Raw genomic sequence first — 16,722 nt, forward strand, 5'->3', positions numbered from 1 at the left:
CGGCCACCGCATGTGCGATGGCCGCTTCTGCCTGATCGAGGCAAGGTGGCTTATTTGCTGACGCCGCTACCTGCGGTGTTCAGATTGCCGACCTGTTCGGCCACCTCATCGGCAAAACCGTTGATCATGACTTCGTAAAAAACACCCTCGGTCGGGGACACAGCGACATAGCCCTCGGGCACGACCTGATCGACCGAATAGGCGGCGACATTCACAGGGAAGCTGCGTGCGCCGATCGATTCATTGGGTGATGTGATGTCCACCACACCTTCGATCTCGTTAAATTCCTGACTGTCGCTCAGCATCGTATCCCCATCCAGCGAGATTTTGCGGATGTCGATGTTGATCGTCGGATCGCTGGCATCATCGCTGCCCAATACGCGGGCGGCCACGGCGGCTTTCAGATCCTCGGTGATCTGGGGGTAGTATTCCATCGCGTTAGCGTCCTGCGCGGCATTGATCGACGAGCTTACGTCAATCGCGGAGAAGGCAACGCTGTCGTCCGCAAATGCGGCAGAGGACAATGCGGCCAAGCTGACACCCGTGGCCAAGGCGATCGATTTAACTGAGTTGAACATGCGAATGCTCCTTATCTTTCTGATGCGCGCAGACCGTAGAAGACGACCTGCTGACGCTGTGGAAAGGGAACATCAGCCGTGGCGATATGGTTCCATCGCCGCGAAAAACGGCAACCGGAAATCAGCATAAAGCGGCGAAATACATAGTATTTACAGCCACTTATCGGGGTGCATCACAGACCCGCGATCACCTTCACATAGTTCTTGGTTTCGGCGTAGGGCGGGATGCCACCGTATTTCTTCACCGCCCCCGGCCCCGCGTTATAGGCCGCAAGCGCGAGGTTCCATGACCCGAACGCCTGATATTGACGTTTAAGGTAGCGTGCACCGCCATCAAGGTTCTCGTAGGGGTCGGTCGGGTCCACGCGCAGGATCCGCGCCGTTTCCGGCATAAGCTGCGCCAGACCAAGCGCGCCTTTATGCGACCGCGCCGCAGGGTTCCAGCCGCTTTCCTGCTGCACGAGGCGCAAGAAGAGATCCGCCGGAATGCCGTGACGCATCGCGGCTTCGCGCGCCATGCCAAGATAGACGCCCTTGTACTTGCCGCGATATTTGGGTGTGTCCCATTTTGTCGGAGTGGCCACGCGTTGTGGCTGCAGCCGGACAGAGGCCGCATATTGCTTTGACGCCCGTGTGTCCAAAATCTTGGTCTGGGACGCAAAAAGCTTGGTCCGGTTCTTGGATGAAAAAACATCGGCGGCAACCGGTGCTGCGCCCACAGAAAGGCAGCACAGCGCCGCCGTTAGTAAAATTCGCATATTGTCCCTGCCCCACGCAGTCTCAATTCCCGCAGACCATATCAAACTGACCCGTTGGTGCCACCCTTTATTGCCCCCTGTCACATCTGCGTGGGTCGCAACGGCGATAATCCCGCCTCCCCCCTGTTTATCGCAAACCCTGCTGGGTATAACGTCGGCCAATCCAAGGTGCGTGCGGGATTCGCGCGTGGCCCGTAAACTTGCAGCAAATGGGGGCATCATGGCCGGCTCAGTGAATAAAGTGATCCTAATCGGGAATCTGGGGCGCGATCCCGAAGTGCGTTCGTTCCAGAACGGCGGCAAAGTGTGCAACCTGCGCATCGCGACATCCGAGACATGGAAAGACCGCAACACCGGCGAGCGCCGCGAAAAGACCGAATGGCATTCGGTGGCGATCTTTCAGGAAGGGCTTGTGCGCATTGCAGAGCAATACCTGAAGAAGGGTTCCAAAGTATATATCGAAGGCCAGCTGCAAACGCGCAAATGGCAAGATCAGTCCGGTCAAGATAAATACAGCACAGAAGTTGTCCTGCAGGGCTTTGGCGGTACGCTGACCATGCTCGATGGCCGCGACGGTGGTGGTTCCGGTGGTGGTGGCAACTACGGCGGCGGCGGTGGCGGCTACGACAGTGGCCCGTCGGATCAGGGCGGCTACGGTGGCGGCTATGACAGTGGCCCCTCGGGCGGCGGCAACGACGGTGGTCGCGGCTCCTCGCGCGATCTGGATGATGAAATCCCATTTTGATATCAATTGGATACCAAACATAGTTAAGGCGGGGAATTCCCCGCCTTTTTCTTTGTCGTGACTTAAGACGGGTGGGCGTCGCGCCCTAGTGGCGTTCGGCCAGCGCGTCATCCAGCAGCTGCAGCACCGCGTCCCTGGGGACATCGGCGGTGACAAAAGCATCGCCAATGCTGCGAGCCAGAATAAAGCGTAGCTTGCCGTCGATGACCTTTTTATCCTGCCCCATCAGATCAAGCAGATAGGCGGCGTCCGGCAGATCTCCGTCGATGTCGCGCAGGTCGGTTTTCATCCCCATGGCCCGCAGATGCGCGCGGACGCGGCTGGGGTCCTCTTGCGCGCAAAGCCCCAAACGGGCGGACAATTCGAACGCCATCGCACAGCCGATCGCCACACCTTCGCCATGCAGCAACCGGTCGGAATAGCCCGTCGCCGCCTCAAGCGCGTGGCAGAAGGTATGGCCAAGGTTCAACAGCGCGCGATCACCGTGTTCTTTTTCGTCGCGCAGCACGATATCGGCCTTCATCTGGACAGACCGGCGCACCGCCTCTACGCGCATCGCCATATCGCCAGCGGCCATCGCGGGAGCGTTCACCTCGAGCCAGTCAAAGAAGGCCGCATCCCCCAGAAGCCCGTATTTGACGACCTCGCCATATCCGGCGAGGAAGTCACGCGTCTGCAATGTGCCAAGCACGGCCGTATCGGCCAATACAAGGGACGGCTGATGAAACGCGCCGACAAGGTTCTTGCCCTGCGATACGTTGATCCCCGTCTTGCCCCCGACCGAACTGTCGACCTGCGCCAGAAGCGAGGTCGGGATTTGCACAAAGCGCACACCACGGCGCAGGATCGCGGCGGCAAAGCCCACCAGATCACCGATGACACCGCCGCCAAAGGCAATCACGACATCGTTGCGTTCGACCTTCTGATCCATCAGCCAATCGACCGTGCGGGTCAGCTCTGCCCAGCATTTTGTGGCCTCGCCCGGCGGCAATGCCAGCGCCTCGACGCTGATGTCAGCGGCGTCCAGCCCGGCGCGCAAACTGTCCAGATGGTGCGCCGCAACCGTTTCATCACTGACCACCACAACACGTTTGCGGCGCAACAGCGGGGCAATCAACGCGCCTGCTTGCGCTAGCAGATCGGGGCCGATCACCACATCATAGGCGCGGCCCTCAAGACCGACATGAACCGTTTCTCGCATCACAGCACCTCAAGTACATCTGGACGATCCGCCAGCGCATCCACCACGCGCTGCGCCATCGCGTCAATCGACAGCGCCGGCGTGCTGGCAACTGTCATATCCGCAAGCCGGTAGATCGGCACACGTTTTTCGTAAAGCTCGGTCAGGGTGCCGCGCGGGTCAGCGGTGCGCAGCAACGGGCGCGAGGTCTTGTACCGCACGCGGTTCCACAGCAGGTCAAGATCCGCATCCAGCCACACCGACACCCCGCGGGCCGAGATATTCTCGCGGTTGGCTTCCGCCAGAAAGGCGCCCCCGCCGGTCGACAGGATGCCGGGCTCTTTATCCAGCAGACGCGAGATCACTTCGGTCTCGCGCTTGCGAAAGAAGGGTTCGCCGTCGCGCTCAAAGATTTCGGGCACGGTCAGATTGGCAGCGGCCTCAATCTCGTGGTCGCTGTCCACAAAGGGCACGCCGAGTTTCGCGGCCAAAGCGCGGCCCACGGCGGTTTTACCTGCGCCCATCATACCCACCATGACAACCGTCTTCTTAAGATGGTACCGAGGGGTGTTTTGGGCCGTATCGGCTGGGGATTGCTGAATTTCGCTCATTCTTGTGTGAATGACGTGATCTTGCCCAAAAGGCCATATATAGAATAGTCAAAAGATGCAGAAGAAAGCAGGCGGATTCCATGGGCAAGCTGATCAAGTTTCTGATTTACCTCGCAATTATCGGGTTCATCGGCCTTGCGGTCTATGCCTATGTGGGGCCGTTCTTCGGGGCGGACTTTGCACCACCCCAGGTCGAAATCCGCGAATCCGTGACGTTGGAGCAGCAATGATCCGATTTGTCAGGCAGCTAAGCGTTTTTTGCCTGATTGCCCTCCCCCTTGGTGTCGCCGCGCAAACCGCGGCGCAAAATGACCGCAACGCGCCTTTGTCGGTGATCGACTGGCTCGGCGAACGTCCCAAGACGCCGCAACCGACGCGCAAGGCCCCCGTCAAGCCGGACGAAGCCCCCGTGGCGCGGTCCGCGCTGCCGCCTGCCGTGACCGTGGCCCCCTTGGGCAAAGGCGGGCCGCGCGCCATCGGGTTGGTGCCAACCAAGGTGACAGGGCTGCCGCAGGATCTATGGACGGGCAGCACAGCGGAAGACATCGCCCATCAGCTTGACCGTCTGCCAGAGCTTCATCTGCCCGTGGCCCATTCGCTGCTGTTTACCCTGCTGCTGGCGCAAGCAACCGCGCCGCAGGGGGATGCGAAACAGGGCGATGCGCTGGCCCTCGCCCGTGTGCGCACCTTGATGGATGCTGCGGCGCTTGACCCTGCGATGTCGCTGATCGAACAGGCGGGTGTCGAGACCTCGCCGGATCACTTTGGCCTATGGATGCAGGTGAGCCTGCTTTTGGGCACAGAAGATCGTGCCTGCTTGCGCCTGAAGGACAAGCCCTTCCTGACCACGGATTATGGCGTCCGCATCCTGTGCGCTGCGCGGTCGGGGGAATGGGACACGGCGGCGCTGACGTTGGGGTCTGCCCAAGCGCTGGCGCTGCTGCCCGAAAGTGATCTGTCGTTGCTGGACCGGTTCCTCAACCCTGACCTTTACGAAGGGGCCGCGCCCCTGCCCGGCCCGCGCGAGATGACGCCGCTCAAGTTTCGGCTTCTTGAAGCGATCGGAGAGCCGCAGCCCACGCGGAACCTGCCCGCCGCCTATGCTGTGGCCGATCTGCGCGATATCGCGGGCTGGAAAGCGCAGCTCGATGCGGCGGAGCGCCTGACCCGTATCGGTGCCCTGCCCGACAACCGCTTTCTGGGCATTTATACCGACCGTGAGCCTGCGGCCTCTGGCGGGGTGTGGGACCGTGTCGACGCGCTCCAGCGGTTCGACACGGCCATGTCCAGCGGCAATACAGAGGCAATCGCCAAAGCCCTGCGCCCCGCGTGGCGCGCCATGCAGCAGGCCGAGACCGAAGTGACCTTCGCCACCCTCTATGCGGAGGATTTGCAGAGCACCGACCTTACCGGTGCCAGTGCGGCCCTGCGCGACCGTATCTTGCTGCTGTCACCGCTCTACGAGCAGGTTACTAGCACCGATACGACACCGGCAGAGATTACATTCCTGTCGCAGATCGCGCGCGGGGAGGCCCCGAAAACCACGCCCGATATCCCCCACGCACAGGGGATTGCCAGCGCGTTCACGACGCCAACTCCACGTGAGGGGCTGGTTGAAATGGCGCAAAACGGTCAGTTGGGCAGCGCCATCCTGCATACGATTGCCCTGCTAGAGGACGGTGCCCGCGGCGACACGGCTGCCCTGCGCGATGCGATCTCTACCCTGCGGGCCTTGGGGCTGGAAGATGCCGCGCGGCGGGCTGCCCTGCAAACGTCTTTGCTGGAGCGTGACTGATGCAGACCGAGTTGCTGCACTGGATTTCAACCTTCCTAGAGGCGCAGGCGGCGGAACTGGGCGCGGCCACGAACACGCAACTCGCCTATGGGCGCGACCTGAAGGATTTTGACAGTTTTCTCGCCCGCCGCGCATTGGATTTCGTCACGGTCGGTCGCAAGGATATCGAAGCCTATCTGGTCTGGTGCGACGCGCAGGGGCTTGCCAAATCCACCCGCGCACGGCGGCTGTCGGCGATCAAACAGCTGTACCGTTTCGCCTTTGAAGAAGGGTGGCGCACCGATAACCCCGCGATCCAGATTGCCGGTCCGGGGCAGGACAAGCGTCTGCCCAAGGTGCTGTCAGAAGACGAGGTTGACCAGCTGCTCGACGCGGCGCGCCACTCGGGGCGCAACACCTCGGACCAGCTGCGCAACACCTGTTTGATGGAGCTGCTCTACGCCACCGGCATGCGGGTGAGCGAGCTGGTGAGCCTTAGGGTCAGCGCCGCCCGCGGCGATCCGCGTTTGCTTTTGATCATGGGCAAAGGCGGCAAGGAACGTCTGGTGCCCCTGTCTGACCCGGCGCGCGAGGCGCTGGCGGCATGGCTGGTGCAGCGAGATAAAACCGACGAGACCGCGCAGGCCAAGGGCAAACCCGCGTCGATTTACCTGTTCCCCAGCCGCGGCAGCGCCGGATATCTGACGCGCCACCGCTTCTATCTGCTGATCAAGGAATTTGCCCTGACCGCCGGTGTTGATCCGTCCAAGGTCACCCCCCACACGTTGCGCCACGCCTTTGCCACGCACCTGCTGGCCAATGGGGCCGATCTGCGGGCGATCCAGACGATGCTGGGCCATGCCGATGTCGCCACGACCGAGATCTACACCCATGTGCTAGAGGCACGTCTGTCCGAGCTGGTGCTGGAAAATCATCCGCTGGCCAAGGCGGGGCGGCGCAGTTCCGGCGGCAAGACATCCTCTGACGGCCAGTAACCGGTCTCTAGCGCTTTGTGGTAGCCTTGGGTCAGCCCCGCCTGCACCATCGCGCGGGCGGCGGCGGCGTGGTCATAGTCAAGCCTGTGAAACGTCACCTGCCCCGCATCAAGCACCGCAAAACGGGTCTGCGGTGCGCCGTCGTTGGGCGGCATGCCGATGACACCGGCGTTGATCCACATCCCCCGCGCCGTCTGCCGTTCAAAAGCCACCCCGCAATGCCCGGCGATGATCCCGTCCACCGGACCGATGCTGCGCTCAACCGCCTGCCATTCCGCGTCAAACACGGCCTTGGGCGAGACGGGCCAGATAAAGCGGGCGATATCGTGGTGCCCCCCGTGGATCACGGCATAGCGCTTTCCGGCGTGGTGAAAACTGAGGATGTCCGGCACCTGCCCCATCCAGTCGCGCTGCGCTTGGGTGATCTGCGCGCTGGCGTAGCCGTACCAGCCGACCGACAGCAGATCGCAGGCGCTGCCATCCTCGAACCCGCAGCCGCAGTCCATCGCACCTGCGGCAAGCTGCTTTTCACAATTCCCCGCCACCACCGCGATGCCACTGTCCTGCATCCTGTCGCTGACGGCATGGGCATCGGCGCAATAGGCCACGACGTCGCCGGTGCAAATCATCCGGTCCGGCCCCACCCCTAAGGCCCGCGCGCGGTCAAACAGCGCGGCAAGCGCCTGCAGGTTGGAATACGGACCGCCGAACAACACAATCGGCCCGTTCAATTGTCCCAAATCTTGATGGTTCACCCTGCTCATCCCTTGAATGAAACCGCACACACGCCCATAACCCTATGAGCAAACGGATAAGGTATACTCACAAATGGACACGGCCCCCGCAATCCTAGACGGCGCATTTTGGATCAGCAGCGGTATCATCCTGTTTCTTCTGGTGCTTTCCGGCTTCTTTTCGGGGTCGGAAACGGCGCTGACGGCGGCATCGCGGGGCAAGCTGCGGGGTCAGGCGGATAAAGGGTCCAAGGGGGCGGAACGTGCGCTCAAGATCACCGAGGATAACGAGCGGCTGATCGGCTCTGTCCTGCTGGGCAACAATCTTGTGAACATTCTTGCAGCCTCGCTTGCGACGGCGCTGTTCACGCGGGTCTTTGGCGAGTCGGGTGTGGCGCTGGCGACGCTGGTGATGACGCTGCTGGTCCTGATCTTTGCCGAGGTTCTGCCCAAGACCTATGCGATCACCAATGCTGAAACCGCCGCCGCCGCCGTGTCGCGGCCCATTGCGCTGGTGGTGCTGATCTTCAGCCCCGTGGTATCAGCCGTGCGGTTTCTGGTCCGCGGCATCCTGCGCCTTTTCGGCGTGACCATCGACCCCGACAGCAACATCCTTGCCGTGCGCGAGGAAATCGCGGGGGCGCTGCAAATCGGCCGCTCCGAAGGGGTGGTAGAGAAGGAAGACCGCGACCGTATTCTTGGTGCGCTTGATCTGCGCGAACGCATGGTGGAAGAGGTCATGCTCCACCGGTCAGGGATCGAGATGATCGATGCCGCCAATGACCCTTCGCAGATCCTTGAACAGATCCTGGAAAGCAACCACACCCGCCTGCCCGTCTACCGCGACGATCCCGAGAACATCATCGGTGTGATCCATGCCAAAGACCTGCTGCGTGCCATGTACAAGCACATCAGCGGTGCCGAGGATGACAAACCGTTCAAGACGTTCAAAATCGCCGATATCGCGATGAAACCCTATTTCGTGCCCGAGACATCTACGCTGGACGAACAGATGCGCCAGTTCCTGCGGCGCCGCACCCATTTTGCGCTGGTGGTGGATGAATATGGCTCGCTTCAGGGGTTGATCACGCTCGAGGATATCCTTGAAGAAATCGTCGGCGAGATCACCGATGAATTCGACCCAGATGCGGACCACGGCGTGACCAAGGCCGAGGACGGGCAGTATTTCGTCGATGGGGCCATGACGATCCGCGACCTCAACCGCGCTACGGAATGGGATTTGCCGGATGAAGAGGCTAATACCGTCGCCGGTCTGGTGATCCACGAAGCGCAGATGATCCCGACGCCCAATCAGGTGTTCTCTTTCCACGGGTTCCGGTTCGAGGTCATCGCCCGCGATGGCAACCGGATCACACAGCTGAAAATCCGCCCCCTGTAAAAGCCGCCCTCAGGTGGTGTCATTGTCCATCTTTGGCGCGTCATCCTCTGTATCGCTGCGCTTTACCGCATCACGGACCGCATCGCGCACGTCTTGGCTGGCGCTTTCCATCAACTGCGCCCGGTCGGGTTCAAAGTCGATCTTGGCAAGCGCGCGTCTGAGGTGACGTTCGGCAGCCCTGCGCGCGGCGATGCGCAGCCCCTCGTCAGGGTGCCGCATCAGGCCGTTCAGCGTGGCTTGAAGCCGCTGCTGCACCTCGACCACCGTACACCCGTCCCGCGCCAACGCGCCAAAAGCGTCCTGCATCAGGTCGGACGGGTCCAGCGGTGCGACATAGATGTGGTCCAGCACCTCGTCGCGGTCCCTTTCGGTCTCGTCCTCGTAAAAGCTCAGGATGCGGCCAATGCGGGTGATCACGTCGATCGCGGTGCCGGGGTCATTTACGCCGGGCGACAGCGCCTTTGACGCGACCTCTCCCATCACGATGAGACCAAAGCGCGGATCTTGGTCATAGGTACGCAGATCGCCGATGGTGATACTGGCATTGATCCCTGCATGCAGCGTTTCATCGGTGTGTTCATCGTCCTTGGGCTGCCCCACGCGGTCGATCATCATCAAAGGTTCGTTGACGAAAACAAAGCTGCCGATGTTGCGCTTGAGGTAGATCTTTACCCCGTGATTTTCCGCCACGGTATTCAACGCTTCGGGATAGATATGCTGGATATAGCCGTTTTCATCCGCGGTGAACGGCTTTGCACTGTCGGGAATATCACCGGTCAGCGGATTGGCCCCGAGGCAGGGATTATGCAGGCGTTCCTTGAAGGTGCGGCGTGTCTGATCCTCCACCTGTCGCGAGGTATCGATCAGGCTGCCAAAGGTCTGCAGATGCAGCACCCAGCGGATCAGGCTGAACACGATCACCGTCAATACGATCACCGTCATCACGAACAACACGAAAGACCGCTTGTCGTCGAACACCCCAAGCTCGCGCAGGATGATGGCGATCAGAGCATACACATAGGCCCCGATAAAAACGGCCAGCGTATTCTGGGTGGTACGGTCCTGCACGATCAAGCGGTGAATGCGCGGCGTCCATTGGGTCGAGGTGCTGCGATATACCGTGACCATGACGCTAAGCGAAAAGGTGGTGACCGCGAGCATCGCGTTGGCGATGATCGACAACAACCGGTCCGCCGCACTGCCGGTCAGATAGGTCGCGAGCGATTGCGGGATCCAGCGTTCGATCAACATGCTCAGCAGCAGCGACAAGACCGCCAACAACCCCATGATCAGCACACGCACCCAAAGCTTGCGGCTGTATTCACGGCCCTTGCGGAGCAGTGTCGATGGCAAAAGGAAGTCAAAGTTCATAGGGTATGTCCGCGTCATGAAGTGCCATGTTCAACAAGCTTGCGCGGAGATCACCTGGCTTACAAGCCCAACGCCCTATGCCGCCCGATGGTTCAAAAACGCAGGGCCAAATCAGCGGGTGGGACTGATGCTATGCTCTTACGGTGGTTGAGAATTATGGCTATGGTCGGTGTATGAGCCATGACATCCCCATCATCCTGCTGGCCGCGGGGCAATCCTCGCGGATGCGGGGGCGCGACAAACTGCAAGAGATCGTGGAGGGCGAACCCCTGCTGCGCCGACAGGCACGGATCGCGCGGGCGGCGACGCGAGGGGCGGTCATTGTGGCGCTGCCACCTGCGCCCCACCCGCGCTACGCGCTTGTGGCTGATATGGAGGTTGAAGCGCTCCCCGTTCCCGATGCGGCAGAGGGGATGAACGCCTCGCTCCGCGCGGGGTTTGCGGCCCTTCCCGCCGGTACGCCTGCCGCGATGGTGCTGCTTGCCGACCTGCCAGAACTGACTGAAGATGACTTGAACACCGTCTTTCACGCCGTTGATATTAAATCAAATTACACGATATGGCGCGGTGCGACGGCGGATGGAAAGCCGGGTCACCCGACGGTATTTGCCGCCTGCCATTTTGATCATTTTGCACGGATGCAAGGTGACACCGGCGGGAAAGAGATCATCGCACAGGCCCAGGATCAGACGCTGCTGATTCCCCTGCCGGAGAACCGCGCGCGACTGGACCTTGATACGCCCGAAGCATGGGCTGCATGGCGCGCGGCGCGCTGACCGGCCCCTGACCACGTACCCCTGAACACGAAGAACGGGACAGTCGCCTGCCCCGTTCTTCGCCCCGCACCCCCTAAGGGATGCAGGCATGTTGCTGCATATAATGTGGCGCTTACTTCGTCAGAAGTTTCGCCTCGTGCTTTTTCAGCGTGCGACGCGCGGCGACATAGCCGTCCACCCCTTCGCGCGTTGCTAGTTCCGGGAAAAGCTCCAGGATCTCGTTGCGTTGCGCGTTGCCGACGCCTGCAAGGCTCATATCGCCCGGCTGGAAGCTTTCGGTCCATGTGCCGTCAGACAGGATCACCTCGTGCTGGTCGAACATCACGTGGATGTAAGTCGTGCCAGAGGTTTCAACGATATCAACACCTTCCAGACCGGTCAGGTGTTTCGCCGCGACCAGAACTTCGCGCTCTTCAAAGTAGAGCGCTGTCTTGTCGTTGGCCACCAGAACGCGGTGGTTGGGGCTGACCAGCATGTCACGCTCGGGCAGGTTGTTGCCCAAAGCGCCCTGACGGATCAGAACCGGCAGCAGATGCGCTTTATGCGCCAGCTCTTGTCCGGTCATCTCGCGGGCACCGACCCAGCGGATTTCCTGGATACCGTTGTCACGGGTGATGACACGGTCGCCCACCACCAGATCTTCGACCCGACGTTCCCCTTTCGGCGTAGCGATCAAGGTGCCCGGCGTGAAGCAGGGAATGATCTCTTCGATGTTGGTAAAGTCGAGACGACCGGTCTCAGTGCCGGACGCATCCGTAAAGACGATCGTACCGTCGATGCCATCGTTGGGGCTGTCGCCGTCGATTGTGTCACCGGCATCATTATCCGGCGTGACGTTTTCAAGGCGATAGCCGCCGCCGGGGCTCAACGCGCCTCTCAGATCGATGACGTCGTAGTCGGAGGCATCTGTGCCGGCACCGCCGTCGATGGTGTCGCCACCGTTGACGTTGGTGAAGGTATCGCGCCCGTCGTTACCTTGCAGGCTGTCATTGCCCGCGCCACCGCTGATGATGTCGTCGCCGCCACCTGCGCTGATGGTATCGTCGCCTTCACCGCCTTCGATGGTGTCGTTGCCAAAGCCACCCAGCAGGCTGTCGTCGCCGACGCCACCGTCGATGCTGTCGTTGTCTTCACCGCCGTCGATGGTGTCGTCACCCTCGCCACCGAACAAGATGTCGTCGCCGCGCACACCGCTGATGGAGTCGTCACCGGTCCCACCGTCTACGGTATCATTGTCACCGGCCGCGATGATCGTGTCGTTTCCGGCACCCCCGAGGATGGAGTCGTCACCAAAGCCGCCAAGGATGGAGTCATCGCCGTCACCGCCGTCGATGGTGTCGTTGCCCTGACCACCGTCGATGGTGTCGTTACCGGCACCGCCTTTAACGTCGTCGTCGCCATTACCCGCGAGGATGGAGTCGTCACCGTCGCCCCCATCGATCTCATCATGGCCCTGTGCGCCGCGGATGGTGTCGTTGCCTTGACCACCCAAGATCGTATCGTTGCCCTGACCGCCATCCAGGCTGTCGTCGTCAATGCCACCGTCGATGTAGTCGTCATCGGCACCACCCAGGATGGTGTCGTTGTCGTCTTCACCGTACAGAACGTCATTGCCCGCACCGCCTTCGATATAGTCCTTGCCGTTATTCGGCTGCGGATCGGTGGCGTCGACTTCCTCGCCCTCGTAGCCGGCGATCGGTTCGTTGCCAAAGCCACCATAGATGGTGTCATTGCCTTCGCCGCCATACAGGCTGTCGGACCCGTGGCTGCCGATGATGCTGTCGTCGCCGTCGTCGCCGTAGACCTCATCGTCATCGATACCCGCGTTGATAGAATCGTCGCCCGTACCGCCGTAGATGGTGTCAGAGTCGTCGCCGGTGCGGATCGTATCGTTGCCGCTGCCGCCATCGACGAAATCACGACCATCGTCCTTGTTCGGATCGCCGGAGTTGAAGAAGGGGTTGGGTCGTCCACCGACGGTCGGCTGATCATTCGCATAATCAGAGAAGGTGTCGATACCCGCTTCGATCAGATCGTCACCGTCACCGCCATAGATTTCGTCCGCACCTTGGACATCGGTGATGGTGTCGTTGCCGCTGCCGCCATAGATGGTGTCGTTGTCGATGCCGCCTTCGATGACATCATCATCGTCGCCACCGTCAATATAGTCGGCATCATCACCGCCATCGATCGTATCATCGCCCGCGCCGCCGATCAGCGTGTCTTTGTCGTCGTTGGGGTTGGTATCCTGATCAAAGGGTGTGGAGACCAACGGAACGTCTGTGTCGGGCACGCCAATCGCACCGGGCTTGTTGCCAATCAGTACGTCGTCACCCTCACCACCGACGAGGGAGTCGTTGCCGTCACCACCGATCAGGCTGTCATCATATTTACCACCGTCGATGGTATCATTGCCGCCCTGGCCATCGATGGTATCATCACCACCGCCGGCATTCACCACGTCGTTGCCGTCACCGGTCAAGACATTTTCATCACCGCCGGAGCCTGTGACAGTATCGTCACCGCCCCCCAGTTCGAGCCTCTCGATCTCCGAGAATTCGGTGGTGCCGGACCCGTTGGTCAGTGTCCCTTCCTCTTTATCGGTGAAAGTGACAGTCAGGTCGTCGTTCACAGCCGTACTGTCGATCACATCGCCGTCGGTTTCGCCGCTTTCGCCGCCGATGATAACGTCGTTATCGACGCCATCGGTCAGTGTGAACGTGTCGTCGCCCGACCCGCCGTCAACGGTATCGTCGCCCAACCCGCTGTCGATCGTGTCGTCGCCACCGTTGCCAAAGATCGTATCGTTGATCCCGTCTGTGCCGTCGATCTGGTCGCCTTGGGCGTCGGTGTACCCCGGTGCCATATCCTCGCCACTGTCCAGACCATCAACAGGGCCGGCCATCTCTTCGCCGATGATGTTTTCGATCTCGGTGAATTTGAACGAGCCCGCGGATGTGCCGTCGTCGTTGTACAGATCAACCGTACCGTTCTGACCATTGCCGTTGCTATCTGGTTCCAGATCACGCAAGCGGAAATTGAGGCCAGTCAGATCAAGCGTGTCATCGTCGGTGTTCAGCGCAGGGTCGGCATTGAAGCCGCCGGCACCACCGTCAACCGTATCGCCATCGGTGCCGCCAAAGATGGTATCCTTGCCCGCGCCGCCGCTGATGTTGTCTTTGCCTTCGCCGCCAGTGAGCTGGTCATCACCGTCGCCGCCGATCAACGTATCGTCATCATCGCCGCCAAACAGCGTGTCATTACCCGCGCCGCCGTCGATCAGGTCATCGCCCTCGTCGCCCATCAGCAGGTCATTGCCGGCACCCCCGTCAACGCCGCCCACGGGCGCGTCGAAATAGACGTCGGTGATGTTGATGCCCGCGTGGTTGCCGGGCGACAGGCTTTGATCCATCGTGTGGGTGATTTCGAGGTAATCCACCGGACCCGAGATGTTCACCAGCGCAGAGTGGCTCGGATCTGTATCCGGGCCATCGGCACCGCGGCTGATCAGCGTTTCATTCCCGCCGACGCCGTCCTGGTTCTGTGCCTGAATGCCGCCGCCTGTGCTGACGTTGATCGGCGTGCGTGCGCCATCGGGGCCAACGGCCACGATCACAACTTTCGACGCGTTATCAATGTCATTGATGCGGAAGCTGATGTTGGTCACATCCTTCGAGAAGTCCAGGCGATAGGTCGCGCTTTCGCCATCCTGGTTCGCCAGAGACGCCAAAGAACTGTTCGCATTGGTCGCCTGACCGTCGCCGGTGATCGAATGCACCTTCTGCTGGTCAGTGGAGAATGTCGTCTCGGGCGTTTTGCTGCTGCCGGTGACCGAGAAGGTCACATTGACGTTGCCCGTGTCCTGAACAAATCCACCGCCCAGATTGTCGTTATTATCGACAGCCGAGTTGTCATGGGGGTCTGGTGCCTTGTCCCACTCAAAGCTCTCACGCTCTGTCGTGCCACCGGGCGTAGAGGTGCCGCCGGTGTTGTTGTCGCCATAGATCGTGTCATTGCCGGTGCCACCGGAAATGGTGTCATCGCCGTGGTTGCCTTCGATCGAATCGTGGCCCGCGTTGCCTTCGATGCTGTCGTTGCCGCCTTCACCAAAGATCGTGTCGTTGCCATTCCCGCCGGTCAGCACATCGTCGCCACCAACGGTACCATCGGTTGGGGACGTGCTGTCATCGGTCACGGTGTAGGTTTTGGCGATGTGGTCGTATTTGATCGACGGCAGGTTAGAGTTGTGGCTGACGAAATCGTAGGATTTACCGACTTCCAGCGGTTTGTCTGTCACGAAACCGACGGCATCGTTGCCGTCAAAGTTCACGACGTAGACTGTCACATCCTGCGAGGAATCCACCGCGCCTTCGGGGCGCACAATATAGGAATACTCGGGGATGATCTTGTCGCCGGCGTATTCGGTGTTGCCATCCAATTTGGTGGTCTTTGCCAGGGTTTGCGAGTTGTCGTTGTCATTCAACTTGTCGTCGTCATCATTGATGCCAACCGCGACAGGTGCGGAATTTTCGTTGATGGTGAACGACTTGCCAGACAGATCGCCGGAGCCCACATCGCTGTTCTGGAAGGGGCTTGAACCGCCAGCCACCGTCACATTTGCCAGATCCCATGTCAGAACGGTATGATCCGCACCCGATACAGGCTCAACAGTCTTCGAGACGGGCTGCGCTTTGGTCAGGCCGGCGCTGTCGCCAAAGATGATGTCATCGCCTTCGCCGCCGTGCAGCGTGTCGTTGCCGACGGTGCCGTCGTCATCCGCCAGCAAAGCCGCCGGGTTGTCAAAGAACACGTCTGTTACGTTCACGCCCGAGTTGCCGCTTGTGGCACCGGTGTGAATGAACTCGATCCGCGACACGGGACCGTCGATGGACACGTTGACGGAATACTTGCTCGACGCCGGGGAATCGTCGCCGCCCTCGCTGGTGGCCGTGTCCACGCCGAACTTGCCGTCACTGTCCGTCAGCTTCACTTTGCCGGAGCTGCTGTTGGCGATCATATCGACGTCGATCATCTTGCCGGATGCATCGTAGGCCAGCACTTTCACCGCGCCTCTGTTGTCGATGTCGTTCACGTTGAAGGACACATTGCCAACGGCCTCGTCAAACCGCAGTTCGAACTTTGTTTCACCGGTGCAGTTGGCCAGCGATTCAAACGAGCTGTTGTCGTTCACGCCATGGGCATCGCCCTCGACATTTCCGGTGAACTGTTTGCTATCGCTGAATTCCTGGTCCGCATTGTTCTTCGGCGAAAAGCTCTTGAGCTCGAATGTGACGTTGACGGTGCCGGTATTCTGGGTGAACCCGCCCTTGAGGTTGTCATTGTCGTCGATCGCGGAACCGTCGCCCGATGGGTCGGGTGCCTTGGACCATTCAAAGCTTTCGCGGGTGTCGCCGTAGTTGCCCTTGGTCGCGCCATCACCGATCAGGATGTCGTTGCCCTTGCCACCATCGACATAATCATTGCCCGACCCTGCAACGACCGTATCATTCCCCAAACCCGCGTTGACCGTATCATTGCCGCCACGTGCGAGGATGATGTCATCATTGGACCCGACGTTGCCGAACACCGCGTCGTTGCCGTCAACACGGTCACCGCTTGGGTCATCATTATAGCTGGCGTCGATCTTGTTGCCCTGCTGGTTACCGTCCACGATCCCGTTCGGCCCGTCGGCCGGAGCCTCGGTCGCGGTTTTCTCGGCCTCGGCGGTCGAGGTTTTTCCAAAGAGCCACAGTTTGTTCAAAAAGATGGTCATATCGGTCGTCTCCAAAATCAGGTCAGGC

Annotated in this window: 13 protein-coding genes; 6 read left to right on the forward strand and 7 right to left on the reverse strand. The window is 60.6% G+C overall.

Features of this window, described 5'->3' with window-relative positions; all coding sequences use genetic code 11:
• Window positions 1-50: 50 nt before the first annotated feature.
• Together IV89_RS09270 and IV89_RS09275 are read right to left on the reverse strand one after the other, a co-directional pair.
• Window positions 51-578: a hypothetical protein gene (locus IV89_RS09270; RefSeq protein ID WP_037944222.1), complete on the reverse strand. Its 528-nt coding sequence runs from the start codon at window positions 576-578 to the stop codon at window positions 51-53.
• A 173-nt stretch (window positions 579-751) separates the two neighbouring features.
• The gene (locus tag IV89_RS09275) at window positions 752-1,336 is read right to left on the reverse strand and encodes a lytic transglycosylase domain-containing protein (RefSeq protein WP_051843957.1); all 585 of its coding nucleotides are present in this window, start codon (window positions 1,334-1,336) and stop codon (window positions 752-754) included.
• Between the two features lie 220 nt (window positions 1,337-1,556).
• Here IV89_RS09275 and IV89_RS09280 point away from each other — a divergent pair, with 220 nt between their 5' ends.
• Window positions 1,557-2,081, forward strand: a complete 525-nt coding sequence (locus IV89_RS09280) for a single-stranded DNA-binding protein (protein ID WP_005853386.1) — start codon at window positions 1,557-1,559, stop codon at window positions 2,079-2,081.
• 85 nt (window positions 2,082-2,166) lie between these two features.
• Here IV89_RS09280 and aroB read toward each other — a convergent pair whose 3' ends face one another.
• Together aroB and IV89_RS09290 are read right to left on the reverse strand one after the other, a co-directional pair.
• Entirely contained in the window at window positions 2,167-3,282 is a 1,116-nt protein-coding gene (aroB, locus tag IV89_RS09285) for a 3-dehydroquinate synthase (protein ID WP_037944220.1), read from the reverse strand.
• Window positions 3,282-3,872 carry a shikimate kinase gene (locus IV89_RS09290; protein WP_009826981.1) on the reverse strand — a complete coding sequence of 197 codons (591 nt, stop codon included), beginning with the start codon at window positions 3,870-3,872 and terminating at the stop codon, window positions 3,282-3,284. The genes aroB and IV89_RS09290 overlap by 1 nt, the downstream gene beginning before the upstream one ends.
• 80 nt (window positions 3,873-3,952) lie before the next feature.
• Here IV89_RS09290 and IV89_RS09295 point away from each other — a divergent pair, with 80 nt between their 5' ends.
• The 3 genes from IV89_RS09295 to IV89_RS09305 are packed head-to-tail and all read left to right on the forward strand — an operon-like array spanning window position 3,953 to window position 6,641.
• Entirely contained in the window at window positions 3,953-4,102 is a 150-nt protein-coding gene (locus tag IV89_RS09295; protein ID WP_005853380.1) for a hypothetical protein, read from the forward strand.
• Entirely contained in the window at window positions 4,099-5,667 is a 1,569-nt protein-coding gene (locus tag IV89_RS09300; protein ID WP_037944219.1) for a hypothetical protein, read from the forward strand. The genes IV89_RS09295 and IV89_RS09300 overlap by 4 nt, the downstream gene beginning before the upstream one ends.
• Window positions 5,667-6,641, forward strand: a complete 975-nt coding sequence (locus IV89_RS09305; protein ID WP_037944218.1) for a site-specific tyrosine recombinase XerD — start codon at window positions 5,667-5,669, stop codon at window positions 6,639-6,641. The genes IV89_RS09300 and IV89_RS09305 overlap by 1 nt, the downstream gene beginning before the upstream one ends.
• Here the strand turns inward: IV89_RS09305 and IV89_RS09310 are convergent.
• Window positions 6,578-7,405 (reverse strand): metallophosphoesterase family protein, encoded by an 828-nt coding sequence (locus tag IV89_RS09310; protein WP_037944217.1) that lies wholly within the window; start codon window positions 7,403-7,405, stop codon window positions 6,578-6,580. The genes IV89_RS09305 and IV89_RS09310 overlap by 64 nt on opposite strands.
• Window positions 7,406-7,469: 64 nt before the next feature.
• Here IV89_RS09310 and IV89_RS09315 point away from each other — a divergent pair, with 64 nt between their 5' ends.
• Window positions 7,470-8,774: an HlyC/CorC family transporter gene (locus IV89_RS09315; RefSeq protein WP_005853373.1), complete on the forward strand. Its 1,305-nt coding sequence runs from the start codon at window positions 7,470-7,472 to the stop codon at window positions 8,772-8,774.
• 9 nt (window positions 8,775-8,783) lie between these two features.
• Here IV89_RS09315 and IV89_RS09320 read toward each other — a convergent pair whose 3' ends face one another.
• The gene (locus IV89_RS09320) at window positions 8,784-10,145 is read right to left on the reverse strand and encodes a DUF2254 domain-containing protein (RefSeq protein ID WP_037944216.1); all 1,362 of its coding nucleotides are present in this window, start codon (window positions 10,143-10,145) and stop codon (window positions 8,784-8,786) included.
• Window positions 10,146-10,318: 173 nt separating this feature from the next.
• Between IV89_RS09320 and IV89_RS09325 the strand changes: the two genes are divergently transcribed.
• Window positions 10,319-10,921 carry a nucleotidyltransferase family protein gene (locus IV89_RS09325; protein WP_037944215.1) on the forward strand — a complete coding sequence of 201 codons (603 nt, stop codon included), beginning with the start codon at window positions 10,319-10,321 and terminating at the stop codon, window positions 10,919-10,921.
• 112 nt (window positions 10,922-11,033) lie between these two features.
• Here IV89_RS09325 and IV89_RS09330 read toward each other — a convergent pair whose 3' ends face one another.
• Window positions 11,034-16,694, reverse strand: a complete 5,661-nt coding sequence (locus tag IV89_RS09330) for a Hint domain-containing protein (RefSeq protein WP_235183783.1) — start codon at window positions 16,692-16,694, stop codon at window positions 11,034-11,036.
• Between the last annotated feature and the right edge of the window lie 28 nt (window positions 16,695-16,722).

Origin of the sequence: Sulfitobacter sp. CB2047, from assembly GCF_000735125.2 — a bacterium.
In the GTDB taxonomy this organism is placed as follows: domain Bacteria; phylum Pseudomonadota; class Alphaproteobacteria; order Rhodobacterales; family Rhodobacteraceae; genus Sulfitobacter; species Sulfitobacter pontiacus.

Excerpts from the sequence above, each read along its gene's own strand:
- IV89_RS09270 (WP_037944222.1), bottom strand. The coding sequence starts at position 578 with ATGTTCAACTCAGTTAAATCGATCGCCTTGGCCACGGGTGTCAGCTTG.
- IV89_RS09275 (WP_051843957.1), bottom strand. The coding sequence starts at position 1,336 with ATGCGAATTTTACTAACGGCGGCGCTGTGCTGCCTTTCTGTGGGCGCA.
- IV89_RS09280 (WP_005853386.1), top strand. The coding sequence starts at position 1,557 with ATGGCCGGCTCAGTGAATAAAGTGATCCTAATCGGGAATCTGGGGCGC.
- aroB (WP_037944220.1), bottom strand. The coding sequence starts at position 3,282 with ATGCGAGAAACGGTTCATGTCGGTCTTGAGGGCCGCGCCTATGATGTG.
- IV89_RS09290 (WP_009826981.1), bottom strand. The coding sequence starts at position 3,872 with ATGAGCGAAATTCAGCAATCCCCAGCCGATACGGCCCAAAACACCCCT.
- IV89_RS09295 (WP_005853380.1), top strand. The coding sequence starts at position 3,953 with ATGGGCAAGCTGATCAAGTTTCTGATTTACCTCGCAATTATCGGGTTC.
- IV89_RS09300 (WP_037944219.1), top strand. The coding sequence starts at position 4,099 with ATGATCCGATTTGTCAGGCAGCTAAGCGTTTTTTGCCTGATTGCCCTC.
- IV89_RS09305 (WP_037944218.1), top strand. The coding sequence starts at position 5,667 with ATGCAGACCGAGTTGCTGCACTGGATTTCAACCTTCCTAGAGGCGCAG.
- IV89_RS09310 (WP_037944217.1), bottom strand. The coding sequence starts at position 7,405 with ATGAGCAGGGTGAACCATCAAGATTTGGGACAATTGAACGGGCCGATT.
- IV89_RS09315 (WP_005853373.1), top strand. The coding sequence starts at position 7,470 with ATGGACACGGCCCCCGCAATCCTAGACGGCGCATTTTGGATCAGCAGC.
- IV89_RS09320 (WP_037944216.1), bottom strand. The coding sequence starts at position 10,145 with ATGAACTTTGACTTCCTTTTGCCATCGACACTGCTCCGCAAGGGCCGT.
- IV89_RS09325 (WP_037944215.1), top strand. The coding sequence starts at position 10,319 with ATGAGCCATGACATCCCCATCATCCTGCTGGCCGCGGGGCAATCCTCG.
- IV89_RS09330 (WP_235183783.1), bottom strand. The coding sequence starts at position 16,694 with ATGACCATCTTTTTGAACAAACTGTGGCTCTTTGGAAAAACCTCGACC.